27 protein-coding genes are annotated in these 25,853 nt (G+C 68.5%); 14 read left to right on the forward strand and 13 right to left on the reverse strand.

Annotated elements, in window-relative coordinates:
* Positions 1-5 precede the first annotated feature (5 nt).
* The 3 genes from ACTIFS_RS12185 to ykgO form a co-directional block, all read right to left on the reverse strand.
* The gene (locus tag ACTIFS_RS12185; protein ID WP_439574376.1) at positions 6-971 is read right to left on the reverse strand and encodes an alpha/beta fold hydrolase; all 966 of its coding nucleotides are present in this window, start codon (positions 969-971) and stop codon (positions 6-8) included.
* A 48-nt stretch (positions 972-1,019) separates the two neighbouring features.
* Positions 1,020-1,664, reverse strand: a complete 645-nt coding sequence (locus ACTIFS_RS12190; protein ID WP_439574377.1) for a hypothetical protein — start codon at positions 1,662-1,664, stop codon at positions 1,020-1,022.
* A gap of 75 nt (positions 1,665-1,739) precedes the next feature.
* Positions 1,740-1,865, reverse strand: coding sequence for a type B 50S ribosomal protein L36 (ykgO, locus tag ACTIFS_RS12195; protein ID WP_293419845.1), 126 nt, complete (start codon positions 1,863-1,865; stop codon positions 1,740-1,742).
* A 219-nt stretch (positions 1,866-2,084) separates the two neighbouring features.
* On the opposite strand from ykgO, the gene greA reads away from it, so the two are divergent.
* Positions 2,085-2,561 (forward strand): transcription elongation factor GreA, encoded by a 477-nt coding sequence (gene greA / locus ACTIFS_RS12200; RefSeq protein ID WP_439574378.1) that lies wholly within the window; start codon positions 2,085-2,087, stop codon positions 2,559-2,561.
* 7 nt (positions 2,562-2,568) lie between these two features.
* Here greA and ACTIFS_RS12205 read toward each other — a convergent pair whose 3' ends face one another.
* Together ACTIFS_RS12205 and ACTIFS_RS12210 are read right to left on the reverse strand one after the other, a co-directional pair.
* Positions 2,569-3,141, reverse strand: a complete 573-nt coding sequence (locus ACTIFS_RS12205; RefSeq protein ID WP_439574379.1) for a HutD/Ves family protein — start codon at positions 3,139-3,141, stop codon at positions 2,569-2,571.
* Positions 3,142-3,145: 4 nt separating this feature from the next.
* Entirely contained in the window at positions 3,146-4,228 is a 1,083-nt protein-coding gene (locus ACTIFS_RS12210) for a TRAP transporter substrate-binding protein (RefSeq protein WP_439574380.1), read from the reverse strand.
* 152 nt (positions 4,229-4,380) lie between these two features.
* On the opposite strand from ACTIFS_RS12210, the gene ACTIFS_RS12215 reads away from it, so the two are divergent.
* Together ACTIFS_RS12215 and ACTIFS_RS12220 are read left to right on the forward strand one after the other, a co-directional pair.
* Positions 4,381-5,082, forward strand: a complete 702-nt coding sequence (locus ACTIFS_RS12215) for a hypothetical protein (RefSeq protein ID WP_439574381.1) — start codon at positions 4,381-4,383, stop codon at positions 5,080-5,082.
* A gap of 32 nt (positions 5,083-5,114) precedes the next feature.
* Positions 5,115-6,734, forward strand: a complete 1,620-nt coding sequence (locus ACTIFS_RS12220; protein ID WP_439574382.1) for a peptide chain release factor 3 — start codon at positions 5,115-5,117, stop codon at positions 6,732-6,734.
* A gap of 22 nt (positions 6,735-6,756) precedes the next feature.
* On the opposite strand, the gene ACTIFS_RS12225 is transcribed toward ACTIFS_RS12220, so the two are convergent.
* From ACTIFS_RS12225 to ACTIFS_RS12235, 3 genes are all read right to left on the reverse strand, one after another.
* Positions 6,757-7,464, reverse strand: a complete 708-nt coding sequence (locus ACTIFS_RS12225; protein ID WP_439574383.1) for a hypothetical protein — start codon at positions 7,462-7,464, stop codon at positions 6,757-6,759.
* A gap of 214 nt (positions 7,465-7,678) precedes the next feature.
* The gene (locus tag ACTIFS_RS12230; RefSeq protein ID WP_439574384.1) at positions 7,679-8,278 is read right to left on the reverse strand and encodes a protein-S-isoprenylcysteine O-methyltransferase; all 600 of its coding nucleotides are present in this window, start codon (positions 8,276-8,278) and stop codon (positions 7,679-7,681) included.
* Positions 8,275-9,507 carry a hypothetical protein gene (locus ACTIFS_RS12235; RefSeq protein ID WP_439574385.1) on the reverse strand — a complete coding sequence of 411 codons (1,233 nt, stop codon included), beginning with the start codon at positions 9,505-9,507 and terminating at the stop codon, positions 8,275-8,277. The genes ACTIFS_RS12230 and ACTIFS_RS12235 overlap by 4 nt, the downstream gene beginning before the upstream one ends.
* 188 nt (positions 9,508-9,695) lie before the next feature.
* Here ACTIFS_RS12235 and ACTIFS_RS12240 point away from each other — a divergent pair, with 188 nt between their 5' ends.
* A complete protein-coding gene (locus ACTIFS_RS12240) occupies positions 9,696-9,989 on the forward strand; it encodes a hypothetical protein (protein ID WP_439574386.1) in 294 nt (97 codons plus the stop codon).
* A gap of 2 nt (positions 9,990-9,991) precedes the next feature.
* On the opposite strand, the gene ACTIFS_RS12245 is transcribed toward ACTIFS_RS12240, so the two are convergent.
* Both ACTIFS_RS12245 and ACTIFS_RS12250 read right to left on the reverse strand, forming a co-directional pair.
* A complete protein-coding gene (locus ACTIFS_RS12245) occupies positions 9,992-10,435 on the reverse strand; it encodes a hypothetical protein (RefSeq protein WP_439574387.1) in 444 nt (147 codons plus the stop codon).
* A complete protein-coding gene (locus tag ACTIFS_RS12250) occupies positions 10,432-12,024 on the reverse strand; it encodes a GMC family oxidoreductase (protein WP_439574388.1) in 1,593 nt (530 codons plus the stop codon). Before ACTIFS_RS12250 ends, ACTIFS_RS12245 begins: the two co-directional genes overlap by 4 nt.
* Before the next feature lie 379 nt (positions 12,025-12,403).
* Here ACTIFS_RS12250 and ACTIFS_RS12255 point away from each other — a divergent pair, with 379 nt between their 5' ends.
* Positions 12,404-13,603, forward strand: a complete 1,200-nt coding sequence (locus ACTIFS_RS12255) for a YeeE/YedE family protein (RefSeq protein WP_439574389.1) — start codon at positions 12,404-12,406, stop codon at positions 13,601-13,603.
* A gap of 34 nt (positions 13,604-13,637) precedes the next feature.
* Here the strand turns inward: ACTIFS_RS12255 and ACTIFS_RS12260 are convergent, their stop codons facing one another.
* On the reverse strand, positions 13,638-13,814 hold the full coding sequence (locus ACTIFS_RS12260; protein WP_439574390.1) for a hypothetical protein: 177 nt from the start codon (positions 13,812-13,814) through the stop codon (positions 13,638-13,640).
* Between the two features lie 287 nt (positions 13,815-14,101).
* Here ACTIFS_RS12260 and ACTIFS_RS12265 point away from each other — a divergent pair, with 287 nt between their 5' ends.
* The 6 genes from ACTIFS_RS12265 (at position 14,102) to ACTIFS_RS12290 (ending at position 20,595) form a co-directional block, all read left to right on the forward strand.
* Positions 14,102-14,914: an ABC transporter ATP-binding protein gene (locus ACTIFS_RS12265; RefSeq protein ID WP_439574391.1), complete on the forward strand. Its 813-nt coding sequence runs from the start codon at positions 14,102-14,104 to the stop codon at positions 14,912-14,914.
* Positions 14,915-14,916: 2 nt separating this feature from the next.
* A complete protein-coding gene (locus tag ACTIFS_RS12270; RefSeq protein ID WP_439574392.1) occupies positions 14,917-15,627 on the forward strand; it encodes an ABC transporter ATP-binding protein in 711 nt (236 codons plus the stop codon).
* A 15-nt stretch (positions 15,628-15,642) separates the two neighbouring features.
* On the forward strand, positions 15,643-16,548 hold the full coding sequence (locus ACTIFS_RS12275; protein ID WP_439574393.1) for a branched-chain amino acid ABC transporter permease: 906 nt from the start codon (positions 15,643-15,645) through the stop codon (positions 16,546-16,548).
* A 4-nt stretch (positions 16,549-16,552) separates the two neighbouring features.
* Positions 16,553-17,602, forward strand: coding sequence for a branched-chain amino acid ABC transporter permease (locus tag ACTIFS_RS12280; RefSeq protein WP_439574394.1), 1,050 nt, complete (start codon positions 16,553-16,555; stop codon positions 17,600-17,602).
* A 90-nt stretch (positions 17,603-17,692) separates the two neighbouring features.
* Positions 17,693-18,916: an ABC transporter substrate-binding protein gene (locus tag ACTIFS_RS12285; RefSeq protein WP_439574395.1), complete on the forward strand. Its 1,224-nt coding sequence runs from the start codon at positions 17,693-17,695 to the stop codon at positions 18,914-18,916.
* Positions 18,917-19,044: 128 nt separating this feature from the next.
* Complete coding sequence (locus ACTIFS_RS12290; protein WP_439574396.1) at positions 19,045-20,595, forward strand: AMP-binding protein; 1,551 nt, start codon at positions 19,045-19,047, stop codon at positions 20,593-20,595.
* Between the two features lie 34 nt (positions 20,596-20,629).
* Here the strand turns inward: ACTIFS_RS12290 and ACTIFS_RS12295 are convergent, their stop codons facing one another.
* A complete protein-coding gene (locus ACTIFS_RS12295) occupies positions 20,630-20,920 on the reverse strand; it encodes a hypothetical protein (RefSeq protein ID WP_439574397.1) in 291 nt (96 codons plus the stop codon).
* 199 nt (positions 20,921-21,119) lie between these two features.
* Here ACTIFS_RS12295 and ACTIFS_RS12300 point away from each other — a divergent pair, with 199 nt between their 5' ends.
* The 3 genes from ACTIFS_RS12300 to ACTIFS_RS12310 all read left to right on the forward strand — a co-directional run bounded on the left by ACTIFS_RS12300 (position 21,120) and on the right by ACTIFS_RS12310 (position 24,095).
* Positions 21,120-21,920: a hypothetical protein gene (locus ACTIFS_RS12300; RefSeq protein ID WP_439574398.1), complete on the forward strand. Its 801-nt coding sequence runs from the start codon at positions 21,120-21,122 to the stop codon at positions 21,918-21,920.
* A 122-nt stretch (positions 21,921-22,042) separates the two neighbouring features.
* On the forward strand, positions 22,043-23,326 hold the full coding sequence (locus ACTIFS_RS12305; RefSeq protein WP_439574399.1) for a flavin-dependent oxidoreductase: 1,284 nt from the start codon (positions 22,043-22,045) through the stop codon (positions 23,324-23,326).
* Positions 23,327-23,408: 82 nt separating this feature from the next.
* On the forward strand, positions 23,409-24,095 hold the full coding sequence (locus ACTIFS_RS12310; RefSeq protein WP_439574400.1) for a hypothetical protein: 687 nt from the start codon (positions 23,409-23,411) through the stop codon (positions 24,093-24,095).
* A gap of 147 nt (positions 24,096-24,242) precedes the next feature.
* On the opposite strand, the gene ACTIFS_RS12315 is transcribed toward ACTIFS_RS12310, so the two are convergent.
* A complete protein-coding gene (locus ACTIFS_RS12315) occupies positions 24,243-25,817 on the reverse strand; it encodes an ABC transporter substrate-binding protein (protein WP_439574401.1) in 1,575 nt (524 codons plus the stop codon).
* Positions 25,818-25,853: the final 36 nt, after the last annotated feature.

Here is a 25,853-nt window from a genome sequence, read left to right on the forward strand (position 1 = left end):
GGCGTTCAGGCCGGAACCGCGGGCGGCACCGATGCCGTCCCGGCCATGGCGCCGATCGCCTCCACGACCAGGTCCGGCGCGGCATGGTGCGGCCCGTGGCCGACATCGTCGAGCAGGATGAGGCGGGTCTGCGCGATGTCGCGGGCAAGGCCTTGCGAATGCAGGTGGGTCCAGACCACGCTGTCGCTGGTGCCGGAGATCACGGTCACCGGGCAGCGGATGGACGGATAGCGCGGCGCCTGCGCCGTCACCTCCTCGTGGAGCAGGACGCAATCCACGGCATTGGCGATGAACTGGGGCGGCCGCAGCACCAGCGGGATGGCCGCCGCATGCGCATAGTCGGGATCGACGGCCTGCGGCGCGAAGACGCCCTGGACACTGCGCGCCATCCAAGCCTCGCCGGCTGGCAGGACCACGGTCCATGCGAACAGAGGGCCGATGACCGGCATTGCCGCCAGCCGGTAGTACCAGTGCACACCGCCCGGCCAGGGATGGGTCGCAGGCGCGATCAGCACGAGCCCCGCCACCCGGTCCGGATGGTCGAGCGCCATGCGGCAGGCAAGCGCCCCGGCCCAGGAATGGGCCACCACGACCGCCCGCTGCTCGCCGAGCGCATCCAGCACGTCGATCATGGCGTCGCCTTGGTGGCCGAGCCGGCCGCCGGCGCGCCCCGCACGGCGCTCGCTGAACCCGTGTCCGGGGCGATCCACCAGCAGCGCCCGGCCGAGCCCGTCCAGCCGGTTGCCCAGCGCCGGCTCCCAGACCCGCGCATTGCCGCTCGCCCCGTGAAGGAACAGCACCGGCGTTCCGCTGCCACGCTCGACAAGATGCAGGCGTCCGGCGCGCGTCGCGACGAACCGGCCTTCCGGAGGATAGGTGCGGGTGATGGTGCGCGTGCGGATGGCCGTCCACGTCCCGAGAACGGCAGGCACGGCCAGTCCGGCCATCAGCGGGACGAGGGGAAGGCTCATGCCCGTTTTACGTCCGAGATCCCGCAGCAGTTTGCCTGTGCGGCCGCCTCATAGCCGCTGGCCGTCAACCTTCGGCTCCAGGCGCCGGATGATGTCGGGGATCCGCTCGGCATGCGGATTGATCTCAAGCACCTTGCGGAACACGGTCAGCGCCCGCGTCTCCTGGCCGATCTGCTGCAGCATCATGCCGAGCCCGACCATCACCGAATAGTGCCGGGGTTCCAGCCGCAGCACATGCTCGATGTCGGACATGGCGCGCCCGTATTCGTTGCGCGACATGTGGACCATGGCCCGCCGGCTCCAGGCCTCCACATAGCCCGGATAGAGATCGATGATGGTCTCCAGCAGCGACAGGGCGAGATCGGGCTGCTGCATCTGCGCGGCCTGGGTCGCGCGCACCATCAGGAGCAGAGTCGTGTCGGAATCGGTCCGCGCCAGCGTGGCGGCAATCTCGCGTTCGAGGACGCGCGCCTGGGCGGGCGTTTCGGCATCGCGCAGGCGTGAGTACAGTTCATCCAGCCGGCGCGCGCGATGGGCCTCGAGGCCGGGCGCCGTGACATTGCCCGGCGCGGCGGCGGGCCCCTGGGGAGCCTGCGCCGGAGGCGCGGGGGCGGGAGAAGGCCCGGTGATCTGCGCTGCGGCCGGCGTGGCAGCCGCAAGCGTCAGACAGAGAAAAACCGCCGTGCGAGTCATGGACCAGAGGGTGGTCCACGCCTCGCCGGCGGTCAATGGTCTTGCGATGAAAGGCGCGTGAAGACGCCCGTTCGATCAGCCCTGACGCGCCTTGAAGCGCTTCTGGGTCTTGTTGATGATGTAGACGCGGCCCTTGCGGCGCACGATCTGGTTATCGCGGTGGCGGCCGCGCAGCGACTTGAGCGAGTTGCGGACCTTCATGGCGGCGATCCCTGAATGAGGCGAGCACCGGGGATCGGGAGACCCGACGGACGGTGCGTCGAATAAGAGAAGGCGCGGGCTATACGGTCCCGGCGGCGGAGTGTCAAGGTTGCAGCGAGGCCAGCCAGTCGCCATCTCCCCGGTCTGCGGGGCGAGGCCACGTCTTTTGCCGCGCGAACCACCCGTCCACAAGCATGAAGCGAGAGGAGGCTGCCCGCCATGAGCGTCGCCTTCACCAAGGAAAACGACCGCGACGGCACCGAGGCCAATCTTCAGGACCGGCCGATCTCGCCCCATCCAAACCTGGTGACGCCGGAAGGGCTCGCCATGCTCGAAGCGGCGCTGGAGGCTGCGCGCGCCGCGGTGACCGCGGCCCGGGAGGCCGGCGAGGATGGCACCGGCCTCGCCCTGGCCCGGGCGAGCCGCGACGCCCGCTACTACGCGGCGCGCCACGCCAGCGCCCAGGTCGTGCCACCGCCCCCCGACACCGACCGCGTGCATTTCGGCAGCCGCGTCACCTTCGACCGCGATGATGGCCGCCGCCAGACCTTCCGCATCGTCGGCGAGGACGAGGCCGAACCGGCCAAGGGCACCATCTCCCATGTCTCGCCGGTGGCCCGCGCCCTGATGGGCAAGGCAGTCGGCGACGTGGCTTTGGTGGCCGGCGGCGAGGTGGAGATCGTGGCGATCGGGTGAGAAGCGCTCAGCCGGGCCTGATCGACGCCACGGCCGCCCGACCGCCGGGAGCGGAGGCAACCGTGATCGTCCCAGCCCCATCGACCTGCGCCGCCGCGCCCTCCGGCACGACCACCGTCTCGCCATCGGCCGTGAGGGTCCAGTCCGCCTCCAGCGCGAGGAGCACGACGACCGGCGCAGCTGCGACCGGCTCCGCAGCGCCGCGACCGTGATGGATGGCGACGTCCCCGGCGGCCAGACCGTCTCCCGTCAGCAGGTTGAAGGCAGTGGCCGACTGCCCGTCGCGTAACCGGCAGAACGGGGCCGGAGCGCCGGCGAAGCGCGTCGGCTGGTCGCGGTCGAGCGTTCGGGTGCCCTCTCCCGCAAAATCGAGATGGACACCCGGCCCCTCCACGATGGTGAAGGTGCGTGTCACGCCGTCATAGTCGGAGAACGGCCCGTCCCTGCGGATCGCCGCCGTGCCGACGCGCCAGGCGACTTCGCCGTCTGCGGCGAGGCTGACGGCGATGTCGGTGGCGGTGCCGCCGCCGTTCTTCCAGGGCACGGCCTGGAAGGCGGCGGCATCGATGAGGCGGATCATGCGGTCACTGCGCCGTGTAGCGGATGCCGCTGATCGGCGAGACGATCTCGTTGTAGATCTCGCCGCAGCGCGCGCCGCAGCGGCGCACGAAGGCCGGCAGCACCACCTTCTGCAGGGCCTCGCGCAGCAGGGCGACATCCGCCGGCGTCTCGCGCGTCACCGTCATCGGCCGGTTGGTCACGACATGGCCGATCTTGCAGCCGGCGGCATTGCCGGAATTGCACTGGATGCCGTCCTCGGTGAGCTCGGCGCCGAGCTTCCATTGCGCTTCCTCGACCTCGTTCATGTAGGCCTGCAGGAACTCGCGCACCGGCGGGTCGAGCCGGTTCCACCAGGCCAGGTTCACCGCATAGGCGGCAACGCCCCACTGGATCGGCAGCGTGTAGAGATGACGCGTCACCTCGTACCAGCGGGCACCGTTGCCGGTGGCGGTTCCGGTCACCGCGCAGTCAACGACGCCGCGCTCCAGCGCGCCATAGACCTCGGGGAAGCCGATGGCGACAGGCTGGCCGCCGATGGACTGGATGAAGTCGTTCTGCGAACCGCCCGGCGTGCGCACGCGCCGGCCCCGCAGGTCCGCGAGGTTGGTGACCGGTTCGCGGCAGAACAGCACCTGCCCGGGGAAGGGATAGAAGGCGACGATGCGGACGTTGAACCGCTCCAGCTCCTTGTTGAGGATCGGCAGCATGGCATGGGCGATGCGCCGGCCCTGCTCGTGGGAGGGGTTCTGGCCCGACATGTCGATGATATCGAGCAGCGGCACGTCGCCGGCCACCGTCGGCAGCGCCATGCCGGCGAGGTCGATCTGGCCCGAGCGCAGCACGCGGATGAGATCGGGACCGGTCAGGTTGCGCTCCGGCCAGCTTGCCAGCGTCACCCGGATGCGACCGCCGGAGCGCTGCGGCAGCGCCTCGCGGAGCATCGGGATGTCCACCTTGGTATATTGCGGGATCGACGGCGACAGCTGCGTCACCATCTGGATGGCGACCGGCGGGCCGGCGGGCAGCGTCGGGGCCTGCGCCTGGGCCGCAAGGCCGCCCAATCCGAGCCACGCCAGCGTGGCCAATCCCTGCAGGAACTTCGTCATGGTCTTCCCCCAAGCTGGACAGTTCGCGACGGTAGAGCGAGCGCGGCCGGGAAAGCAATGATGTTCCGCGCGCAGGCCATCGCACCAGCGCATGCCTTGACGGCGGCAATGGCAGGCCTTCGCATGGCCCCGACACAGCCCGCGAGGCGAGCATGGCGCAGCCCCTTGTCTATATCGTCGAGATCGACCTCCCGGCCGCAGACCGCCCCCGCAACCGGGCGACCTTCATCGACTGGTATGCCCATGTCCATGCGCCGCATCTCTACGAGGCGGGCTTCACCACCTGCACCTCCTATCAGGCCGTGGACGGCGAGATGGAGATCGTCGACATCTACCAGGCCGGCGACTGGTCCGTCTTCGAGAGCGCCCGCTTCGCCCGCTATCGCCGGCTTGCCGCTGCCGACCCCCACCTGCCCGCCTTCATGCCGGCGATCGCCAACCGCCGCACGCCCTATGTTCATGTGCCTTTCCCCTCAGGGACCGAGGTCGGCGACGATGCGCCCATCGCCTGCGACTGGCTGACGGTCTGGCGGTTCGGCGCCGATCCCGCGGCCTTTGCCCTCGCCGCGGACTGGCTTGGATCGGGCGGCGAGACGCGCCTCCTCGCGCAGGGCGCCGGAACCGTCCGCCTGCTGCGCCGGACACGGGATGCCCCGACGGGCGGATCGGATCGGCCGACAGGCGCGCTGGTGATCGAATGGGCCGGCCGGCCTGAGCCTTCCGCCCGGTCGCCGGGGGCGCTGCCGGAACCGCTCCGGACAGCGATGGCCGCCTGCCCGTCCTTCACCGGTTTTCGGCTCTACCCCTGGCCGGACGATCCTGCGCTTCGGACGGAGGGCACCGGCATCGGTTGACCGGGCAAGCCCGCCGCCGCTAAACCGCGCCCATGAGCGCCTCTGTCACCACCGCCCCCCTCCCGAATGCCCCGAACGGCTCCGGCAGCCCCGCCTCGCGCCGGCGCACCTTCGCGATCATCTCGCACCCGGACGCCGGCAAGACCACGCTGACCGAGAAGCTGCTGCTGTTCGGCGGCGCCATCCAGCTCGCCGGCGAGGTGAAGGCCAAGCAGGGCCGCCGGCAGACCTCCTCCGACTGGATGGCCATCGAGCGTCAGCGCGGCATCTCGGTGGTCACCTCGGTGATGACCTTCGAATATGGCGGCTGCGTCTTCAATCTTCTGGACACGCCGGGCCACGAGGACTTCTCGGAGGACACCTACCGGACGCTGACCGCCGTCGACAGCGCCATCATGGTGATCGACGGCGCCAAGGGCGTCGAGGACCGCACCCGCAAGCTGGTCGAGGTCTGCCGCCTGCGCGACATCCCGATCATCACCTTCGTCAACAAGATGGACCGCGAGAGCCGCGACCCCTTCGACCTGATGGACGATGTCGAGAAGGCGCTTGCCCTCGACACCGTGCCGATGACCTGGCCGATCGGGGTCGGGCGCGAATTCGCCGGCACCTATGATCTCGTCCACAACCATGTGCGCCGCATCGACCATGACGGCGAGCCCATCAAGGTCAACGGTCCCGAGGCAGGCCTCTTCGACGAACTGCTGCCTCACGGCGCCGACGAGTGGCGGGAGAGCGCTATGCTGGCCAAGGAAGGGGCCAAACCCTTCGACCTCGACAGCTATCGCGAAGGCCACCTGACGCCGGTCTATTTCGGCTCGGCCTTGCGCAATTTCGGCGTCCGCGACCTGATCGACGCGCTCATCGCCTATGCGCCGCCGCCCCGCGCCCAGGTCGCCGAGAGCCGGACCGTGCTGGCCGACGAGCCGAAGATGAGCGGCTTCGTGTTCAAGATCCAGGCGAACATGGACCCCAACCATCGCGACCGCATCGCCTTCCTGCGTGTGTGCTCAGGCAAGCTGGCGCGCGGCATGAAGGCGAAGCTGGTGCGCACCGGCAAGCCCATGCCGCTGAATGCGCCGCAGTTCTTCTTCGCCAAGGACCGCCAGCTGGCGGAAGAAGCCTATGCCGGCGACATTGTCGGCATCCCCAACCACGGCACGCTGCGGATCGGCGACACGCTGACCGATGGCGAGGACATCGTCTTCAAGGGCGTGCCGAGCTTTGCGCCCGAGCAGCTCCGAAGGGTCAAGCTGAAGGATGCCATGAAGGCCAAGAAGCTGCGCGAGGCGCTGCAGCAGATGGGCGAGGAAGGCGTGGTCCAGCTTTTCATCCCCCATGACGGCTCGCCGGCCATTGTCGGGGTTGTGGGGGCGCTGCAGCTCGACGTGCTCAAGGAGCGGCTGTCGGCGGAATATGGCCTGCCGGTCGATTTCGATCCCTGCCAGTTCTCTGTCTGCCGCTGGATCATGTCGGATGACGCACAGAAGCTGAACGCCTTCATCGACAGCCATGGCTCATCCATGGCGCACGATCTGGACGGCGCGCCGGTCTACATGGCCTCCTCGGCCTTTTCGCTGCGCTATGAGGAGGAGCGGGCTCCGGACATCACCTTCGCCAGCGTCAAGGACTACCAGCGCGCGGCGGCCTGAACGGGCGTGACGCCTTCTCCCGTCAGCGGGACGCCACCCTGCGTCCCCTGACGCCGACCGCCTGACCGACCCAGCCGATGACCTGGGCGTGGAGGCGCGGGTCCTTCTCGATGTTGAAATGCGAGAGCGACCCCTGCTGGCGCAGGTCGATATTCTCGAGCCGGCCGCGAAAGCCGGGCGCGGCCGTGATCGAGGCGCCCCAGCCGTTGTTCGACTGGAAGAAGTTGACGTAGCGCTGCGCGCCGCCGGCCAGTTGCTGGCGCACCGTCGGATCGAAGGCGACCGCCAGGGCCACCGTAGCGCCGTTCCGGCCGACCGCGTTGACGATATCGGTCACAGCATTGGCGCCGAGCGAATGACCGATCACGACCGCCCGGTGACGCCCTGCCGAGGCCCGCTGGTTGGCGACGATCTCGGCGGCGATGCTGTTCCAGGTGCCATATTCATGGACGGTGGCATTGTAGCCCCTGGCGCGCAGCTTGGCGGCCAGGTCGTCCATGCCCTGGGAGAAGACGTTCGCAAGGCCCCGGATGAGGTAGATGCGCGGAGCGATCTGCTGCGCCCGGCCGCGAACCGGCGCCGACGACAGCATATCGCCGCGCGCCATGGCCTCGCGGGCCATCTGGACCGCGCCGCTATCGCCACTGGTCTGGGCCGTGGTCTGGCAGCCCGCGAGGCCGATGCCCGCAAGCAAGAGTCCCAGAGCAGCGAAGCGCGATGCGATCCCCATGGGTCTGCCTCAAGTCCCGATATCAAGTCCGCCGGCCGGCGCGCGCCAATCCGCGAAGCAAACTGCCCCCATTACGGTTAAGCCAGTCTGAACGGATCAGGACCCGGCCTGTCAATGCCGCGGCATCGCATTCGGTTCCGCGTCCGCATGCGGTCCGGGCGAGGTGTTGCGCAATTGTCGCGACCCTGTCAGGCGCGATCCGGGCCGGCGCAGGTCAGTGGAGGAAGGGCACGATCCGGCGGGTGCGTGCCTCGTAGGCGGCATAGGCCTCGCCAAAGGCAGCGCGCATCATCGCCTCCTCGCGCCCGACCCGGAAGGCATAGAGCAGCCCGAAGCCGAGAAGGCCGGCGGGACCGGCGATCCAGTTCTGCAGCAGCAGGGCCTGGGCCAGCCCCCACAGGAAGAAGGCCGAATACATGGGGTGGCGCACGAGGCGATAGACACCGTGGGTCACCAGCGTATGGCCCTCGCGCAGTTCCAGCGTCTGCGACCAGTTGCGGCCGAGCTGGCGATGGGTCGCCAGGAACAGCGCGAGCGCACCGGCGAAGACCGCCGCCCCCAGCCAGGCCTGGGCGGGAAAGAACCCGTAATCGGCGAAGGCGAGGAAGACGAAGCGGCCCGGAACGAGACAATAGGCCATGGGCAGGAGGCCAAGGCCGAACAGCGACACGATCAGCAGGAGCCGCTCGCGGCCATCGACCTGGCTTTCGCTGATCCGGTTCTTCCGCTTGTTCTTCACCTCGTGGGGGAAGCGGATGGCGCCCCAGCCGAACACGCCGATGAGGAAGATGATCTGGGCGGCGAAGCGGGTCATCGGGGGGCAGTCTCCTCAGCCGGGGCGCCAAGTCGGCGCGCGGCGCGGCCCAGCGAGCCATCCGGGCCGAGAGCCTCGGGCAGGTCATCCCCGTGCGTCACGATATCGGCGAATCGGAAGGGGCCGCAGGCGATCATGTGGAAGTCGTAGGCATAGCGTCGCTCGTTTCCCATCACATATTGCCGGTGAATCCGCAGCAGATTGCCGCGGAACCGATGCCAGGTATCGGTCGAGAGCATGCGTGACAGGCGGATGGCCCGCCGCACCGGCTGCGACGCCGCCTCGATGCGAAGCGCCGTCACCGTGTTGTTCTTGTAGAAGCAGATGAAGTCGACGTGGCTGTCATATTCCGCCCAGGTGATGGCCGGGGTATTGGCGATGCGGCGCACGCTCTCGCGCAGCCAGCCGGCCGCCGGGTGCAACGCGATCTTCAGCGTCGAGGAGCCGAGCCCGCACAGGCCGAGCGGCGGCCCGCGCGTCGCAAGGTCCGGGTGATCGGCCAGGGCCCTGCCAAGCGCCTCGACCATCCAGGCCGCACCCAGGCTGTGGCCGATGACCACCACCTCGTCCGCCTCGCCGGCCCGCAGGGCACCGGCGATCTCCCCGGCAAAGGCAGCCGCACGCGCCTCGATGGACGGGCGTCGCCGCCGGATCATGTCGCGGGCGAAGATCCAGTCGCTGAGCATGTAGTCGAGATGCATCCGCTTGCCGGCAAACAGGATCAGCCCGGCGAACAGGGCAAGGCCCGCAACGACGGCACCGGCCGTCCCGCCAGGAATGCCGAAGGCCGCCCACATCCGCGCGCCGGCAAAGGCCAGGCCGGCGGCAACCAGCAGAAGCACCGCCGGATAGGCCGCAAACAGCGCATAGCGCCAGTAGGCCAGCCAATAGCGAATGAAGGTGCCCGTGACGGCCATGTCGGCGGCCGCCCCCAGATAGCCGATGAGCCGTCGCCAGACCGGCGACGTCATGTCCTCGGCCACGATATCGTCCCAGCGCAGCAGCCGGATCTCGGACACCGTCCGCCAGTCCGGTCCGGAGGCCTCGACCGTCCAGCTGGCCAGTGGACGGCCTTCGGGCTGCACCAGTTCGCCGACCTTCGCCTCCACCTGCCAGGTGGCGCGAAAACGGCCGATCTCCCTGGCGAAGCGCCGGTAATGCGCCTCCGGGCCGAGCGGCTCGTAGCCGGTCAGGAGAAAGGTCAGGCGGCGGGCAACAGGGATGCTCATCAGCTCCGTTTCGGTCGTGGCGTGCCCCTGATGCCATGCCGCAGCGCAGCTTACCAGTTCAGCGCCCGCACCATCGGGCCCGAACCCTCGCCAAACCGTCATTCGACCGGCCCGGCGGAACAGGCTAGATTGTCGTCTGGTCCGGGCACCTGAACCATGCAGGCCCCGGCGGACGCGAGACCTGGCGCATGAGCGGCGACGGCAGCACGGGGGGCGATTCCAGGCCGGCTCTGTTGAGGCGCCCGCCCACCTGGAGCGCGGAATATCGGCGCGGAGAGCCGGAAAAGCCCGGTTTCAACGCCTGGGACGAGCGCGTGCGCGCCCGCCAGAACATTGCCGGCCTGCTGATCGTCGCCGTTCTGGGGGTTGCGACCTATCTGGTCTTCGACCATTTGCGGGCGTCATCGCGGTCCTATGTCTGTGCCGAGGCCGGCCATCGCAATTGCGGCCAGCCCGTCATCATCGGCAACGGCCACCGCTAGGGTCAGCGGCGCCAGAGCGGTCCGCGCGCCTTCACCCGCTCCAGCGCCTCCGCCATGGCCGAATCGGCGCCGGCCACGACATGGCCCTGCGGCTGCGGCGGCGTGCTGCGCTGCGCGAAGGCGGCCAGCACATCGGCGTGTTCGTAGTAGTCGGCCAGCACCGTGTTGACGAGATTGCGGAAGGCGACGAGGGCCCCCGCCTCGACCGCCGCCAGCACGGCCTCGCGCTGGTCGGCATCGGCCTTGAGGAAGACCGCCTCGCCGCCGGCTGTTTCCGCGATCGCTGCGAACATGGCGCCATGGCCGGCGGCATAGGTCCGACCGGCGAGCCCGATGCCGGTCGCCGGCGGAAGCGGGCGCGCATGATCGCCCTCCGCCTCGCCCGGCAGCAGCGTGTCGATCACCCGGTCGAGAAAGGCATCGGACAGTCCGGTCAGCGGGTTCATGCGGCCTCTCCTGCCAGATCGGCTGCCATGTCGTCGGCGAGCTTCAGCGCCACCGCGCCAATGGTCGAGCCGGGATTGACCGCCGCCACCGTCGGAAACAGGCTCCCGTCCACCACCCTCAGGCCGGACATGCCGTGAACCCGTCCCTGCCCGTCGGTGACCGATGTGGCCGGATCGGTGCCCATCCGCGCCGTTCCCAGAAGGTGCCAGCCGGTGAAGGGCGCGATGTCGAAGCGGACGATGGTGGTCGCACCGGCCTCGCGCAGAAGCTCCTCCGCCCGGTCGAGGCCGAAATCGAGCGCCTTGCGCGTGTGCTCCGAGACCCGGTAGTGCAGCTTGACGCCCGGCAGGCCGTCCGTCTCCGTCCGGTCTGTCAGTTCCACGCGGTTATGCGCCTCCGGCAGGTCTTCGTTCAGCACGAGAACCGTCATGGAGCGGCCGAACTCGGCCCTGACCGCCCGGTGGGCGGCCCGTCCCCACGGCCGGTCGAGGCGGGCGGCCTGGGCCAGCAGCGGGTTCTCGCGGGTGATCTGCAGATGCACGCCGCGCGCAAAGCCGCGGGCCGGATCGGTCTCGTAGAACTGGTGGCTGTAGATGGTGCAGCCGTTCGGCCCGACCGGCCCGTCCAGCTCCGTGTCGAAGAAGCCGCGGATATAGGCGCCGCCATGGAACATCAGGTTTCGCCCGAGGGCCGGGGCCGACAGGCCGGAGGCCATCAGGAGCCGGGTCGTGCCGATGCCATTGCCCGCCACCACCACCTCGCCGGCCGGCTGGACCACCTCGCGCCCGTCGCGATCGCGGTAGCGGACGCCGCGCGCCGCACCGGCCTCCATCTCCACCTGCAGCACGATGCAATGGGGCCGGATGTCGACACCCTGCGCGGCGGCATCGGCGAGATAGGTGACATCGACGCTGGCTTTGGCATCGCGCGGGCAGCCGGCAACGCAGGAAGCGCAATAATTGCAGCCGGCGCGGCCGCCATGGGCCGCCGTGTTGATGGCCGCGTCCACCGGCCACCAGTGCCAGCCCAGCCGGTCGAGGGCGGCGGCGGCAATGCGCCCCGTCCGCCCCGGCGCGAGCGGCGGCATCGGGCGCTCGGGCTTGAGCGGATAGGCAGTGTCGCCATGCAGGCCGGAAATGCCCATGCGGGCATCGTTCAGGTCGTAATAGGGCTCGAGATCGGCGTAGGCGAACGGCCAGTCGTCGCCGACGCCATCGAGGCTGCGCGTGCGGAAGTCGGACGGATGGAAGCGCGGGAAATGCGCGGCCCAGTTGATCGTCGAGCCGCCGAGGCCGTTCCACATCAGCGGCTTGAAGGCCGAGTCGCTGTCATCGACCGGATAGTCGGCCGAGAACGGATTGCCGCCGGCCGCGATCCTGAGATTCGGCGAGGCTGCCCATGCTCCCTGCAACTGGCGCTGCCAGCCGTCATGGCCGACCGGCATGGCGGCACGATCGACCGGCCCGCCGCGGTCGAGCAGCGCGATCTTCAGGCCGGGACGACGCTGCGACAGTCGCCAGGCGAAGGCGGCGCCTGAAAAGCCGGCGCCGACGATGACAACGTCGACCGGATCGAGCCGGGTGGTCATCCAGGATTCCCCTCGCGGATGGCTGTTTCCTCGCCCGCCGCCCGGGACTTCTGCGACCCCGGCATCAACGGACATCCCGCCATCCTAGCCGGGCGGCGGCGCGCCGCAATCGCGCCTTGAGCACGACGGTCATGACGGAATGTCCATCCCAAGGGTGCCCCTCGTGCGCAGCACCCGGAGAATGATCGTCCACGGATACGGCATCGTGAAGGATGTGGTTGCCAGGCCGGGCCAGCCGGACAGTTGCCACGGTCTTTTCTTTTCCGACCCCTTTGAATCGACCGAACGGCATGCCTTCTAGAGGCGACAGAGAGGGGCAATCCGCCCGCCGGAAGGCCCGGGCACCCGCTCACGACCACCCGCCGGACCCGTTCGGACCATGACCGATTTCGCCACGACCGCGACACTCTCCAGACCGCGCCGCCGGGTCCTGCCGGGCCAGCCGGTGGTCACCCTCGCAGCGGCCCTGCTGATCGTCATCGGCGCAGTCCTGGCCGGTCAGACCGCCGGCTGGCGCATGGCCGCCCTCTGGCTGGTCGGCGCCGGGCTCGGCCTGTCGCTCTACCACGCGGCCTTCGGCTTCACGTCCGGGTTCCGGACCCTTTTCGAGACCGGCCGCAGCGCCCACGTTCGCGCGCAGATGCTGATGCTCGCCACGGCGCTCATCCTGTTCCTGCCGGCGCTTGCCGCCGGCTCGGTGCTCGGCCAGCCGGTGCGCGGCTTCGTCTTCCCGCTCGGCCTCGAGGTGGCGATCGGCGCCTTCCTGTTCGGCATCGGCATGCAGCTTGGCGGAGGATGCGGCTCGGGCACGCTCTACACGGTTGCCGGCGGCGGCACGCGCATGATCGTGACCCTCGCCTTCTTCGTCCTCGGCGCCACCGGCGCGGCCTACACCGTCGAGAGCTGGAGCGGCCTGCCTTCGCTGCCCGGCATCTCGCTGCTCGACAGCCTGGGCCTCGCGCCGGCCCTCGTCGTCAGCCTTGCGCCTCTGGCACTCGTCGCCTGGGTCGTGACCCGCCGCGAGAAGGCCCGGCACGGGGATCTCGAACCTCTGTTTGCCCGCCGGGGCCGGGCGTTCCTGACCGGTCCCTGGCCCTATGCGTGGGCCGCGCTGGCGCTCGCGCTGCTGAACTTTGCCACGCTCCTGCTGGCTGGCCGGCCGTGGGGCATCACGCAGGCCTTCGCGCTCTGGGGCTCCTGGGGCATCGAGCGGCTCGGCCTCGACGATCCGGCCTTCTGGGCGTTCTGGGAGGAGCCGACCCGCGCCGATCTGCTGCACCGGCGGCTGTTCGCCGACATCACCTCGGTCATGAATATCGGCATTGTCGTGGGAGCGCTGGCCGCGGCAGCCCTTGCCGGGCGGTTCGCGCCGGTCTGGCGCATCGGCCTCGCGCCGCTGGCCGCCTCGGTGATCGGCGGGCTGCTGCTCGGCTTCGGCGCCATCATGGCGACCGGCTGCAATGTCAGCGCCTATTTCTCGGGGATCGCCTCGGGCAGCCTGCACGGCTGGCTGTGGATCGCGGCGGCCTTGCCGGGCAACTGGCTCGGCGCGCGCCTGAGGCCGCTGTTCCGGCTCTGAGTGAGCCGGGCTTCCGTCGTCATCGAAGCACGGATCAGAGCCCCTCGCGCAGGAAGGCGCGGGCCCAGCCCTGGCTGAAGGTCTTGCCCTTGGCCGAGCGGGCGAGGACGTCCTTGCCGGCCTTGCGGTCGAGGGAGATCTTGCGCGGCGCACCGGCGGACCGGGAGGAGAATGCGATGCTGCCGGCGGTCATGTGAGAGGACTTGGGCATGGCGGTCGCTCCTGGCGGAGGGGCCGCAGACCGCGGCCCGTGTTCATGAGTATCGGCGGCTTGCCGACAGGTTCAGGGAACACCGCGCCGCCGCGCCGGACCATTGCAGACGGTTGCGCCCTGTTGCGGCCCGTGGCGGCCGCCCCCGCACCATCCCCCTTTCGGGTGAAACGCCGTTTCGTAGGGCGATGAGCCGTTGCGGCGCACGGACGTTTCTGGTCACATGCATACAAAGCATAAGGGCCATTCCAAAAACGCGGCCCAATTCCAGGGAGGACGTCTGCTGCATGACAGCCGTCGATAGCGTGCAGGCGATTGATCGCCATGCTGACCCCTCGCCCATGCTGGCGGTTCGCGACATCTCGGTTCGGTTTGGCGGCATCATCGCGCTGAACGGCATCTCGTTCGATGTGCATCCCGGCCAGATCGTCGGGCTGATCGGCCCCAACGGTGCAGGCAAGACCACGCTCTTCAACTGCCTGAGCCGCCTCTACATTCCCAACGAGGGCGACATCCTGTTCGAGGGCCGTTCGATCATGAACGCGCCCCGGCATGCCATCGCGTCCATCGGCATGGGGCGCACCTTTCAGAATGTCGCGCTGTTCGACCGCATGTCGGTTCTCGACAACGTCAAGGTCGGCTGCCACAGCCAGACCTCGGCCGGCTTCATCCGCTCGACCCTGCGCCTTGCCGGGGTCGCCGAGGAGGAAAAGCGCATCGAGGAGCGGGCCCGCGAACTCATCGCCTTCATGGACATCGAGCCCTTCGCCGCGATGCCCGCCGGCCCCCTGCCCTTCCCCATCCGCAAGCGCGTGGAACTCGCCCGTGCGCTCGCCGCCCACCCGAAGCTGCTGCTGCTGGACGAGCCGGCAGCCGGTCTCAACCACGACGAGATCGACGTGCTGAAGGAACAGATCCGGCGGGTGCGCGACCTGCAAAAGGTCACGACCCTGCTGGTCGAGCATCACATGAGCCTGGTCATGTCGGTCTCCGACAAGGTCGTGGCGATCGACTTCGGCAAGAAGATCGCCGACGGCACGCCCGCCGAGGTCCAGCGCGACCCGGAAGTGATCCGCGCCTATCTCGGCACGGGGGCCTGACCATGGCGCTGCTCGAGATCAAGGGGCTGAGTGCCTATTACGGCCAGACGAAAGCTCTCCACGGGGTGGATTTTGCGCTCGACAAGGGCGGGATCACCACGCTGCTCGGTGCCAACGGCGCCGGCAAGACCACCACGCTGCGCGCCATCTGCGGCATGGTCCGACGCGACGGCGACATCCGCCTCGACGGCCAGCCGATCAACCAGATGGCCACCGAGGACATCGTGCGCCTCGGCGTCGCCCACGTTCCCGAGGGCCGCGGCACCTTCGTCTCGCTGTCGGTGGAGGAGAACCTCAAGATCGCCTCCTACGGCCGGCGCGACAAGTCGGGCGTGCCGCGCGACCTCGACATGGTCTTCACCTATTTCCCCCGCCTGAAGGAGCGCCTCCACCAGCAGGCCGGCACGCTGTCGGGCGGCGAGCAGCAGATGCTGGCCATCTCGCGCGCCCTGATGCTGGGGCCCCGACTGATGCTGCTGGACGAGCCGTCCTTCGGCCTCGCCCCGCTCATCGTCCAGGAAATCTTCCACATCATGCGCCGCATCAACGCCGAGGAGGGCGTCTCCATGCTGCTCGTCGAGCAGAACGCGACGCTGGCGCTCGAACTGTCGACCACCGGCTACGTGCTGGAGACGGGCCGGGTCGTCATGGCCGGATCCTCATCCGACCTGAAGAACGACGAAGGCATCCGCAAGTCCTATCTCGGATACTGAAGGAACAGCCCAGGCATGGAACAGCTCATCCAGCAGATCGCCTCGGGACTTGCCAATGGCGCCATCTACGCGCTTCTCGCGCTGGCCCTGGTGATGATCTACACCGCCACCGACCATCTCAACTTCGCCCAGGGCGAGATGGCGATGTTCTCGACCTATGTGTGCTGGCAGCTGATCCAGTGGGGCTTTCCCTTCTGGCCGGCGCTCGGCTTCACCATCATGTTCTCGTTCATCCTCGGCATGTCGATCGAGAGGGTGATCCTCAGACCCCTGCACGGATCATCCATTCTATCGATCGTCGTGGTGTTCATCGGGCTGCTCGCCATCTTCCACTCGCTGGCCGGCGGCATCTGGACCCACACGATCAAGACCTTCCCCTCGCCGTTCCCCTCCGTGACCTTCGCCGGCTCCGGCTTCATCGGCCCGCACCAGATCGGCATGATCGCGGTCTCGCTCCTGATGCTCTTTGCCCTGTTCGCCTTCTTCCGGTTCACGCCGCTGGGGCTTGCCATGCGCGCGGCGGCACAGAACCCGGTCTCGGCGCGGCTGGTCGGCGTCAAGGTCGACTGGATGCTGGCGCTCGGCTGGGGTCTGGCCGCCTCCATCGGCGCGGTCGCCGGCGCCATGGTCGCCCCGGTCGTCTATCTGGAGCCCAACATGATGGCCTCCATCCTGCTCTACGGCTTTGCCGGGGCGCTGGTGGGCGGCATTTCCAGCCCCGGCGGGGCGGTGTTCGGCGGCTTCCTCGTGGGTGTGCTGGAGAACCTCGTCGCCTATTTCGGCAACCTCACCGAGAAGACCTTCGGCATCTACATCATCGGCAATGGCGAGAAGCTGTCGGTGGCGCTGATCATCGTCATCACCATCCTCACGCTCAAGCCTGCCGGCCTGTTCGGCCACCACACCGTGAAGAGGGTGTAGCACCGTGACCGCGATCACCTCGACGCAGCCCGTCGGCCGGGACTTCACGGCGAATGTCGGACGCATCCTGCTGTTCGGCATGCTCATCCTCGCCGCGGCCCTGCCCTTTCTGGTCGGCCGGAGCGGCTACATCTCGAACTTCACGTTCCTGCAGCTGAGCCTGATGATCGTCTATGCGATCGCCGTGCTGGGCCTCAACCTGCTGACCGGCTTCAACGGCCAGATCTCGCTCGGCCACGGCGCGTTCTTCGCCGTCGGCGCCTATACGGCCGCCATCCTCATCGACCAGTATTCGGTCAATTACTGGCTGGCCCTGCCGATCGCGGCGCTGTTCTGCTTCGTCGTCGGCTACCTGTTCGGACTGCCCGCGCTGAGACTGGAGGGCCATTATCTGGCGCTCGCCACCTTCGCGCTCGCCATCGCGGTGCCGCAGATCCTGAAATACCGGCACCTGGAGCCGCTGACCAACGGCGTGATGGGCGTCAGCCTGATCAAGCCCGATGCGCCCTTCGGCCTGCCCCTGTCGGGCGACCAGTGGATGTATCTGGTGGTGCTGATCGTCGCGGTCGTGCTGTTCTGGATGGCCCGCAACCTGCTCAACTCGCGGCCCGGCCGGGCCATGGTCGCGATCCGCGACCACACCATGGCCGCCAGCACCATGGGCATCGACACCTCGCGCTACAAGGCGACGGTGTTCGGCATCAGCGCCATGTATGTCGGCATCGCCGGCGCGCTTCACGCCATCATCTTCGAGTTCGTCTCGCCGGACAGCTTCCGCTTCGAGCTGTCCATCGCCATCCTGGTCGGCGCGGTGGTCGGCGGAATCGCCTCGCTGCCCGGCGCGGTGATCGGCGGCATCTTCGTGCAGTTCATCGAGAAATATGCCGACGCCCTCACGAAGAAGGTGACGCATGCGATCAACCTGCCGCTCGAGCTGCAGCCCTGGACCCTCTACGGCATCACCATCATCGTGCTGATCTATGTCATGCCCGGCGGCGTTGCCGGCGGTCTCGCCCTGCTGTGGGCGAAGCTGAAGAACAAGAGGGCGGGCTGAGCGCCGGACCTTCTTCAACAAGAGGCGCCGTGGGGCGCCCGATCATGCGGTCTCAAACACCCGAGAACCCAACAACCGGAGGATAAACCCATGACTGGCATCAAACGCAGGACGGTCATTGCAGGCCTCGGCGTCCTGGCGGCTGCGCCCTTCGCACCCGCCATCGCCCAGAAGCGCTACGACGACGGCGCCAGCGACAGCGAGATCAAGATCGGCAACATCATGCCCTATTCGGGCAATGCCTCGGCCTACGGCAATATCGGCCGGACCCACGAGGCGGTCGCCAAGATGGTCAACGAGGCCGGCGGCATCAACGGCCGCAAGATCAACTTCATCACCTATGACGACGGCTACTCGCCGCCCAAGGCGGTGGAAATGGTCCGCAAGCTGGTCGAGGAAGACAAGGTCCTGCTCGTGTTCAACCCGCTCGGCACGCCGTCGAACACGGCCATCCAGCGCTACCTGAACACCCGCAAGGTGCCGCAGCTCTTCGTCGCCACCGGCGCATCCAAGTGGGGCAATCCGCGCCAGTTCCCCTGGACCATCGGCTGGCAGCCCGACTACGTGACCGAGGGTGCCATCTACGCCAAGCACATCCTGGCGACCAAGCCCGATGCCAAGATCGGCGTTCTCATGCAGAACGACGACTACGGCAAGGACTACTTCAACGGCTTCAAGCAGGGCCTCGGCACGGCCAACGAGCGCAAGATTGTCCAGCTCTCGACCTACGAGGTCACCGACCCGACCGTCGACAGCCAGATGATCCAGCTGAAGAACTCCGGCGCCGACGTGTTCTTCAACATCACCACGCCGAAATTCGCCGCGCAGGCGATCCGGAAGGCGGCGGAGATCGCCTGGAAGCCGGTCCACTACCTGAACAACGTGTCCTCGTCGTTTGGCACGGTGTTCGGCCCGGCCGGCATCCCGGCCTCGCAGGACATCGTCACCGCTCTCTACCGCAAGGACATCAACGACCCGCAGTGGAGGGGTGCCGCCGACGTGACGGCGTTCCTGGCCTTCATGGCCAAGTACATGCCGAACGCCAACCTCAAGGACGACGTCCACAACTACGGCTATTGCTGCTCGCACACCCTGCTGCAGACGCTGCGCCAGGCCGGCGACAACCTGACGCGCGAGAACGTCATGAAGGAAGCGGCCAACCTCAAGAATTTCGAGGCGCCGCTGCTGCTCCCCGGCATCAAGATCAACACCAGCCCGACCGACTTCTACCCGATCCAGGCCGTCCGTCTTGCCCGGGTGAAGGGCGAGAGCTTCGAACTGTTCGGCGAAGTGCTCTCCAACGAGAGCGTCTGAGTCCAGACGACGGGGGCGGGCGACCGCCTGCCCCCATTTTCCTTGCCAGCAGGCCCGGCCGGCCAGACGTCGCCATTGCGGCGCGAGAGGGTCTGCGTCCGGACCGCATATCGAAGCGGAGATCGGTCATGTATCCCGGCGTCCAGGCGCGCGCAAATCCCGATCACACCGCCTTCATCATGGCCGGGACCGGCCAGACCCTGAGCTATGGCGAACTGGAGAGGCGCACCAACCGGCTGGCCCATCTCCTGCGGGCCCGCGGCCTCAAGGCGCGCGACCATTTCGCCATCTTCATGGAGAACAACAACCGCTATCTGGAAACCTGCGGCGCCGGCGACCGGACGGGGCTCTACTATACCTGCATCAACTCCTTCCTGAAGGCCGACGAACTGGCCTATATCCTCGACAACAGCCAGTCGCAGATCCTCATCACCTCGTCCGCCAGGCTGGATGTCGCCCGCGAGGCCATGGCCATCGTGCCCCGCGTCTCGCTGTGCCTGGTCGTCGACGGGCCGGGCGATGGCGGCACGATCCTCAATCTCGACGAGGCCCTGGCCGCCTTTCCCGACACGCCGATCCCCGACGAGCGCCTCGGCATGGCCATGCTCTATTCATCGGGCACGACCGGCCGGCCGAAAGGCATTCTCAGGCCCATTCCCGACGAGCCGCCGGAGCACCAGACACCGCTGTTCCAGTTCCTGACGAAGCTCTGGCACTACCGCGAGGGCATGATCTACCTCTCGCCCGCCCCGCTCTATCACTCGGCGCCCCAGGCGGCCGTGAACCTGACGATCCGCAGGGGCGGCACGGCCATCATCATGGAGAGGTTCGACCCCGAAGACTATCTGGCCCTGATCGAGCGATACCGGGTGACCCATACCCAGCTCGTGCCGACCATGTTCTCGCGCATGCTGAAGCTGCCCGAGGAGGTCCGCCGCAAATACGACCTGTCCTCGCTCGAGATCGCCATCCATGCCGCGGCCCCCTGCCCGGCCCAGGTCAAGGAGCAGATGATCGACTGGTGGGGGCCGATCATCCACGAATATTACGGGGCGACCGAGGGGCTCGGCTTCACCGCCTGCGACAGCCATGAATGGCTCGCCCATCGCGGCACGGTCGGCAAGGTCCTGCTCGGCGACCTGCACATCCTCGACGACGAGATGAAGCCGGTCCCGAAGGGCGAGCCCGGCCAGATCTGGTTCAAGACGGCGACGCCGTTCGAATATTTCAACGATCCCGACCGCACGGCCCAGGCGCTCTCGCCCGACGGCACCATGTCGACGGTGGGCGATGTCGGCTATGTCGACGACGACGGCTTCCTTCACCTGACCGACCGGGCCTCGTTCATGATTATCTCGGGCGGGGTCAACATCTACCCGCAGGAGACCGAGAACCTGCTCATCACCCATCCCAAGGTCGCCGATGCCGCCGTTTTCGGCGTGCCGAACGAGGATCTCGGCGAGGAGGTGAAGGCCGTGATCCAGCCCATGCCCGGCCATGCGCCGGGGCCGGAGCTGGAGGCCGAGCTGATCGCCTTCTGCAAGGAGCACCTGTCGGTCCAGAAATGCCCCCGCACGGTGGACTTCATGGACGAGTTGCCGCGCCTGCCGACCGGCAAGCTCTACAAGAAGACCCTGCGCGACCGGTACTGGGGCGACCGGAAGACCCGCATCATCTGACGGGGCAAGACCCGGTCGCCGCGGCCGGCAGCGATCATGCCGCGGGCCGGAACCAGTCCAGTAGGCTCCAGCGACGCCAGCCGCGGCCCGGCGGCGGCCCCCGGCGGCGGCCACGACCGCGGCTGCGCGACCAGCCGGGCGGCCCGCCCCGCCGGCGATGGCCGGGCGGAACCCAACCGCGCCGCTGGCCCGGCGGACCCATACCGTCAGGACCCCAGCCACGCCCCTGGGCGGCGGCCTCTCCCGTGGTCAGGGCAGCGGCGGCAAGGAAGGTTGCAAGGCCGGCCAGGACGACCTGCCGGCGGGTGGTGTTGGGCAGGGTCATTCTCGCTCCTCCTCGTGCGGCGTGCCGCGATCAAGCCCGAGTGAAGCTGAACCGGCCATGACGGCCGGCTTCACCCGGAGCCTGCGGGCCCAGCCAGGCTGTTTCGGCCAACGAAGCAATCGAAACACGGTTCCCTTCGGCCAGGCACAACGGGGCAATCGGATGGCGTCAGACAGGCGCCATCGGAAGGGACCCATCAATGACCGCCAGCACCATCGTCGCCCGCCTCGCCGCTCCTGCCCTCGCCGCCGCGCTCCTCGCCGGCCCGGCCCTCGCCCAGGCACCCGCCGGCATCCCCAACGTGCCCGGAATGCCCAATGTCCAGTCGGAGATCGACCGGGCCATGCAGCAGGTGCCGCCCGACATGCGCCGCAGGATGGAGGCCGGCCATGGCGCGGCCCGCATTCCCGGCCTGCCGGCGGCGGAAAACCCCGCGAGCCGCGGCGCGGCCGCCATCGCCTTCACCAACCGCGTTCCGCACAAGGCACTGGTCGTCCAGTTCGCGCCCACCGGCAGCGACAGCTGGGGGCGGAACCGCCTCCAGAACGAGCGCATGAACACCGGCGCCACGATGCGCTGGCGCGTCGCCGACAGCACCTGCCACTACGACGTGCGCATCACCTTCGAGGAGGGCAACGAGTTCGTCCGGCTCGGCCACGACTTCTGCGCCCAGGAGACGATCGAGCTGATCGAAATCGCGGCGGACGCCCCGGCCCCGCGCGAGGGCGTGGCGCTCTACCGGATTGTCAACCGCTCAAGCGCGACCATCTTCGCGCTGCGCGTGACGCCGGCCGGCAACCGCCGCCAGGGCGCCGACCTGCTCGACCAGTGGGTGATGATGCAGGGCGACCATTATACCGGCCGCATCGCCCGCAGCCGCCAGTGCCTGTTCGACGTGACCGCGGAGTTCACGGTCGATGGCAAGCAGCGCCGCACGCTGGCCCGCCAGAACCTGTGCAACGGCAACGAGATCGTCGTGTCGGCCGGCGGCCAGAGCTGATCCAGGGCCCTCGCAAGTCGCGGCAGGGGGGCCGACGCGGGCGCCCCTGCCCGAACGACGGCTTGCCGGCCGGCCCCAAGGACCGCTAAAGCCCTTGGGCATCCAGCGGAACGGGCGGGCTCATGGCGCATACACCTGTCATCATCGCCGGCGGCGGCATCGGCGGGCTCGCGACCGCCCTGACGCTGCACCAGATCGGCGTGCCCTGCCTCGTCCTCGAGGCGGCGCGCGAGATGCGCCCGCTTGGCGTCGGCATCAACCTGCAGCCCAACGCCGTGCGCGAGCTTGCCGATCTCGGCATCGGCGAGGACGCGCTCGATCAGGTGGGCGTGCCGGCCCGCGAATGGGCGCTCGTCGGGCTGAACGGCAACGATGTCTATTCCGAGCCGCGCGGCCGCCTCGCCGGCTATCGCTGGCCGCAATATGCCGTCCATCGCGGCCATTTCCACATGCTGCTCTACCGCACGCTGATCGCGCGCGCGGGCGCGCAGGCCGTCAGGCTCGGCTGCCGCGTCGCTGGCTACGAGACCCGGCCGGACGGCGTAAGGGTGACGATCGACGCGGCCGATGGCAGCCGTTCCAGCCTGGACGGATCGCTGCTGATCGGCGCCGACGGCATCCACTCGGCCGTGCGGGCGCAGATGCACCCGGCCCAGCCCCCCATCCACTGGGGCGGCGCGCTGATGTGGCGCGGCACGACGCGGGCCAGGCCGATCCGCTCCGGCGCCTCCTTCGTCGGTCTCGGCACCCACCGCCACCGGGTGGTGTTCTACCCGATCTCCCATCCCGATCCGCAAACCGGCCTCGCCGAGATCAACTGGATCGCGGAGGTCACGCTCGACGGGTCCGAGGGCTGGAAACAGACCGGCTGGTTCCGTGAGGTGGCCACCGCCGACTTCATCCACCATTTCGATGGCTGGACCTGGGACTGGCTGGACGTGCCCGCGCTCATCGGCGGCGCGGACAGTGCCTACGAGAACCCGATGATCGACCGCGATCCGGTTCCCACCTGGCAGGACGGACCGGTCGTCCTGCTCGGCGATGCGGCCCATGCCATGTATCCGACAGGCTCCAACGGTGCGAGCCAGGCCATCGTCGATGCCCGCGTGCTCGGCGCGGCCATGGTCGCGCACGGCGCCACGCCGGCGGCACTTTCCGCCTTTGACCAGAAGCTCTGCGGCCCCATCTCGCAGCTCGTGCTGCGCAACCGCGGTGCCGGCCCCTTCGGCCTGCTCAACCTCGTCGACGAACGCTGCGGTGGCACGTTCGACAATATCGACGACGTCATCCCGCCCGACGAGCGCGCCGCCTTCATGGCCGGCTACCGGGCGGCCGCTGGCTTCGCGGTGGAGCAGTTGAACGCCGCCCCGCCGACGATCGCTGCAGGAGAGAGAGTGGGCGCGTAAGGGCACCCGCCGTGAACCGCCCGTCGGCAGGCAGCCGTCGCCGGGCGGCCTGGCGCAGAGACGACCCGCCCGGAGGAGCCAGATGACCGCTTGCATCCATTGCGGCACCGCGAGCCAGTTCCTGACCTATGACAGTCTCGGGCTCTGCCACCATTGCTCGGCTGAGCACGCCCCGGTCATCGCCGCAGCCATCCAGGGCATCGCGGCCGCGACCGAACGGCGGACCAGGGCGCGCAGGGTCGAGGACCAGCTCGCCGCCATCAGCCAGTCGATGGACCACTGCCGCACGCTCCAGTCCTATTCCGGCCTGAGCTTCCAGGGCATCGACGCTGCGGCCCTGATGGCCGAGCTGGAACAGGTCAGGACGGACACGATCGAACAGTCCGTCCGCGATCACTGGTTCGAGGCGCGCGAACGCGCCCGGGATGCCACTACGCCCAATGCCATGAGCCGCCCCTACGCCAGGGCCATCGAACGGCTTCAGGCGCTGAAGGACATCGTCGACGATGCCTCCGTGATCGAGAAGGCCGTCATCGTGCTGCGCGCCGAGCGCGACGCACTCGTCTTCGAGGACTTCGTCCGGCAGGCCCGGCTCGCCGAGCAGCAGGGGCGCGCGGGCCGCGCCAGGGACCTCTATATCGAGGCAGTCTTCTGGCTCCGGAACGACAGCACGCCCGACGCCTATCAGGCGGACCGGATCGCACAGGCCGAGGAGCAGATCGAAAGGCTCGGCGGCCGTCCCTCGGCCGGCCGCACCGGAATGCTCTGACGAGGCGTCCTGACCCCGCCCGCTCCGTCGCGCAGGGGCCGGACGCAGTCGCGGCCGACATCCCGCAGGCCCCGCCCTGCCGATGGCAGGTCCGGGCGGCATAACCGTCCAGACCCGATCGCGTCCCGCGGCATCAGCCGCCGATTGTCACCGGTCGACGTCCCAGAACATGGGATAGGACGACTGAGGCAGATTGCGCAGATTGGCGCGGTAGCCGGCGGGAATGGTGAACTGCCCCCACATGACGGACGGCGTCAGCTCGTAGGCGATCTTCTGGATCTCCTCGGCCACCTTCTTGCGCGCGGCCTGATCCTCCGCGCGCGTGAACGCCTTGAGCAGGTCCGGAATGCGCGTGTCGCAGGACCAGCCGGGGAAATCGGCGCAGGTGGAGGCGATGTAGAAGTGGTTCAGCGGCGAGATCATGTCTGTGCCGTTGGAATAGACCGCGAACATGGACCAGCCGTCCTTCTTGGCGCGGCGGGCAAGCACCGTGCCCCAGTCCATCGTCTGCTCGTCGACGGTGAAGCCGGCATTTTTCATGTTCTGGGCCAGAACCTGTGCCGCCGTCTGGCTGATCGAACCCGCCACCTCCATGATGATTACCGGCTGGCCGGCATAGCTGGTGGCCTTCAGTTCCGCCTTGGCGGCTTCGATGTCGACCCGGGCGATCTCCGAGCCGGCCGTGGTGGAGAGCGGCGCATCGCACATCCAGAACGAGGGGCATTGCGGCGCGCGGAACTCCTCCGGGATGCCGATGGCGGAGAGGATCGAGGACTGGTCCGCCAGCTTCCACAGCACGCGCCGCACCGCCGGATCGTTGAACGGCGGAAACTCGTGATTGAGCCGGAAATTGCCCTGGAACTGATGGATTCCGCCGATGCCCAGCAGCTTGACGTCGCGCGCCCGGCGCAACAGCGGCAGGGCGTCGAACGGCAGATACTGCATGTAGTCGATCTCGCCCTTGATCAGGGCGCTGGCGCCGGTCATCTGGTCCGGCATGACGCGCAGGTCGATCCGGTCGATCTTCACCGACCGCCCGCCGGCCAGGAAATCGGCCGGCTCCGGGCGCGAGACATAGTCCGGATTGCGCTCCAGGATCATCGAGTTGCCGGACCGCCAGAGGTCGGCGCGGAAGCGGAACGGTCCCGAACCCACCGGCGGCACGGTGATGCGCTGGTCGCCCGGCGTGGAGGCGAAGCGCATCGGCATCATCACCGGAAGCGGCGCATTGGCCTTGCCGAGCGCCGGCAGCATCAGCGGGAACGGCTCCTTGAGCACGATGGAGAACGTCTTGTCGTCCTTCGCCGCCATGGAGGCGGTGGCGGCCCGCAGCATGCGGCCGATGGCATCGCGCGGCGACCAGCGGTTGATCGACGCCACGCATTCGGCGGCCGTCACCGGCGCGCCGTCGTGCCACTTGAGCCCGTCGCGCAGCGTGAAGGTCCAGGTCAGCTTGTCAGGCGAGGTGTCGTAGGCGGCCACCATCTGGGGCTGGATGTCGCCCTTGCCGTCCATCGAGAACAGCGTGTCCCAGATATGGTAGCCGAACGTCCGCGTGATCGCCGCCGTGGTGAAATGCGGGTCGAAGATGATGACCTCGGATTCCAGCACGACCGTCAGCGACTTGTCCGCGCGCGCCTCGCGCGGGCGGATGATGCTGGCCGCACTGATGGCGGCCGCACCGGCAAGAGCGTTCCTGCGGGTCAGATTGACAAAGGCCATGGCTGTCTCCTCGCTCGTGTGACGAAGCCGGAGAGG

The sequence above is a fragment of the Phreatobacter sp. genome (assembly GCF_051860605.1).
GTDB lineage: Bacteria > Pseudomonadota > Alphaproteobacteria > Rhizobiales > Phreatobacteraceae > Phreatobacter.

Coding starts and splice junctions, on each gene's coding strand:
- ACTIFS_RS12185 (WP_439574376.1), bottom strand. CDS start 971: ATGAGCCTTCCCCTCGTCCCGCTGATGGCCGGACTGGCCGTGCCTGCC.
- ACTIFS_RS12190 (WP_439574377.1), bottom strand. CDS start 1,664: ATGACTCGCACGGCGGTTTTTCTCTGTCTGACGCTTGCGGCTGCCACG.
- ykgO (WP_293419845.1), bottom strand. CDS start 1,865: ATGAAGGTCCGCAACTCGCTCAAGTCGCTGCGCGGCCGCCACCGCGAT.
- greA (WP_439574378.1), top strand. CDS start 2,085: ATGAGCGTCGCCTTCACCAAGGAAAACGACCGCGACGGCACCGAGGCC.
- ACTIFS_RS12205 (WP_439574379.1), bottom strand. CDS start 3,141: ATGATCCGCCTCATCGATGCCGCCGCCTTCCAGGCCGTGCCCTGGAAG.
- ACTIFS_RS12210 (WP_439574380.1), bottom strand. CDS start 4,228: ATGACGAAGTTCCTGCAGGGATTGGCCACGCTGGCGTGGCTCGGATTG.
- ACTIFS_RS12215 (WP_439574381.1), top strand. CDS start 4,381: ATGGCGCAGCCCCTTGTCTATATCGTCGAGATCGACCTCCCGGCCGCA.
- ACTIFS_RS12220 (WP_439574382.1), top strand. CDS start 5,115: ATGAGCGCCTCTGTCACCACCGCCCCCCTCCCGAATGCCCCGAACGGC.
- ACTIFS_RS12225 (WP_439574383.1), bottom strand. CDS start 7,464: ATGGGGATCGCATCGCGCTTCGCTGCTCTGGGACTCTTGCTTGCGGGC.
- ACTIFS_RS12230 (WP_439574384.1), bottom strand. CDS start 8,278: ATGACCCGCTTCGCCGCCCAGATCATCTTCCTCATCGGCGTGTTCGGC.
- ACTIFS_RS12235 (WP_439574385.1), bottom strand. CDS start 9,507: ATGAGCATCCCTGTTGCCCGCCGCCTGACCTTTCTCCTGACCGGCTAC.
- ACTIFS_RS12240 (WP_439574386.1), top strand. CDS start 9,696: ATGAGCGGCGACGGCAGCACGGGGGGCGATTCCAGGCCGGCTCTGTTG.
- ACTIFS_RS12245 (WP_439574387.1), bottom strand. CDS start 10,435: ATGAACCCGCTGACCGGACTGTCCGATGCCTTTCTCGACCGGGTGATC.
- ACTIFS_RS12250 (WP_439574388.1), bottom strand. CDS start 12,024: ATGACCACCCGGCTCGATCCGGTCGACGTTGTCATCGTCGGCGCCGGC.
- ACTIFS_RS12255 (WP_439574389.1), top strand. CDS start 12,404: ATGACCGATTTCGCCACGACCGCGACACTCTCCAGACCGCGCCGCCGG.
- ACTIFS_RS12260 (WP_439574390.1), bottom strand. CDS start 13,814: ATGCCCAAGTCCTCTCACATGACCGCCGGCAGCATCGCATTCTCCTCC.
- ACTIFS_RS12265 (WP_439574391.1), top strand. CDS start 14,102: ATGACAGCCGTCGATAGCGTGCAGGCGATTGATCGCCATGCTGACCCC.
- ACTIFS_RS12270 (WP_439574392.1), top strand. CDS start 14,917: ATGGCGCTGCTCGAGATCAAGGGGCTGAGTGCCTATTACGGCCAGACG.
- ACTIFS_RS12275 (WP_439574393.1), top strand. CDS start 15,643: ATGGAACAGCTCATCCAGCAGATCGCCTCGGGACTTGCCAATGGCGCC.
- ACTIFS_RS12285 (WP_439574395.1), top strand. CDS start 17,693: ATGACTGGCATCAAACGCAGGACGGTCATTGCAGGCCTCGGCGTCCTG.
- ACTIFS_RS12290 (WP_439574396.1), top strand. CDS start 19,045: ATGTATCCCGGCGTCCAGGCGCGCGCAAATCCCGATCACACCGCCTTC.
- ACTIFS_RS12295 (WP_439574397.1), bottom strand. CDS start 20,920: ATGACCCTGCCCAACACCACCCGCCGGCAGGTCGTCCTGGCCGGCCTT.
- ACTIFS_RS12300 (WP_439574398.1), top strand. CDS start 21,120: ATGACCGCCAGCACCATCGTCGCCCGCCTCGCCGCTCCTGCCCTCGCC.
- ACTIFS_RS12305 (WP_439574399.1), top strand. CDS start 22,043: ATGGCGCATACACCTGTCATCATCGCCGGCGGCGGCATCGGCGGGCTC.
- ACTIFS_RS12310 (WP_439574400.1), top strand. CDS start 23,409: ATGACCGCTTGCATCCATTGCGGCACCGCGAGCCAGTTCCTGACCTAT.
- ACTIFS_RS12315 (WP_439574401.1), bottom strand. CDS start 25,817: ATGGCCTTTGTCAATCTGACCCGCAGGAACGCTCTTGCCGGTGCGGCC.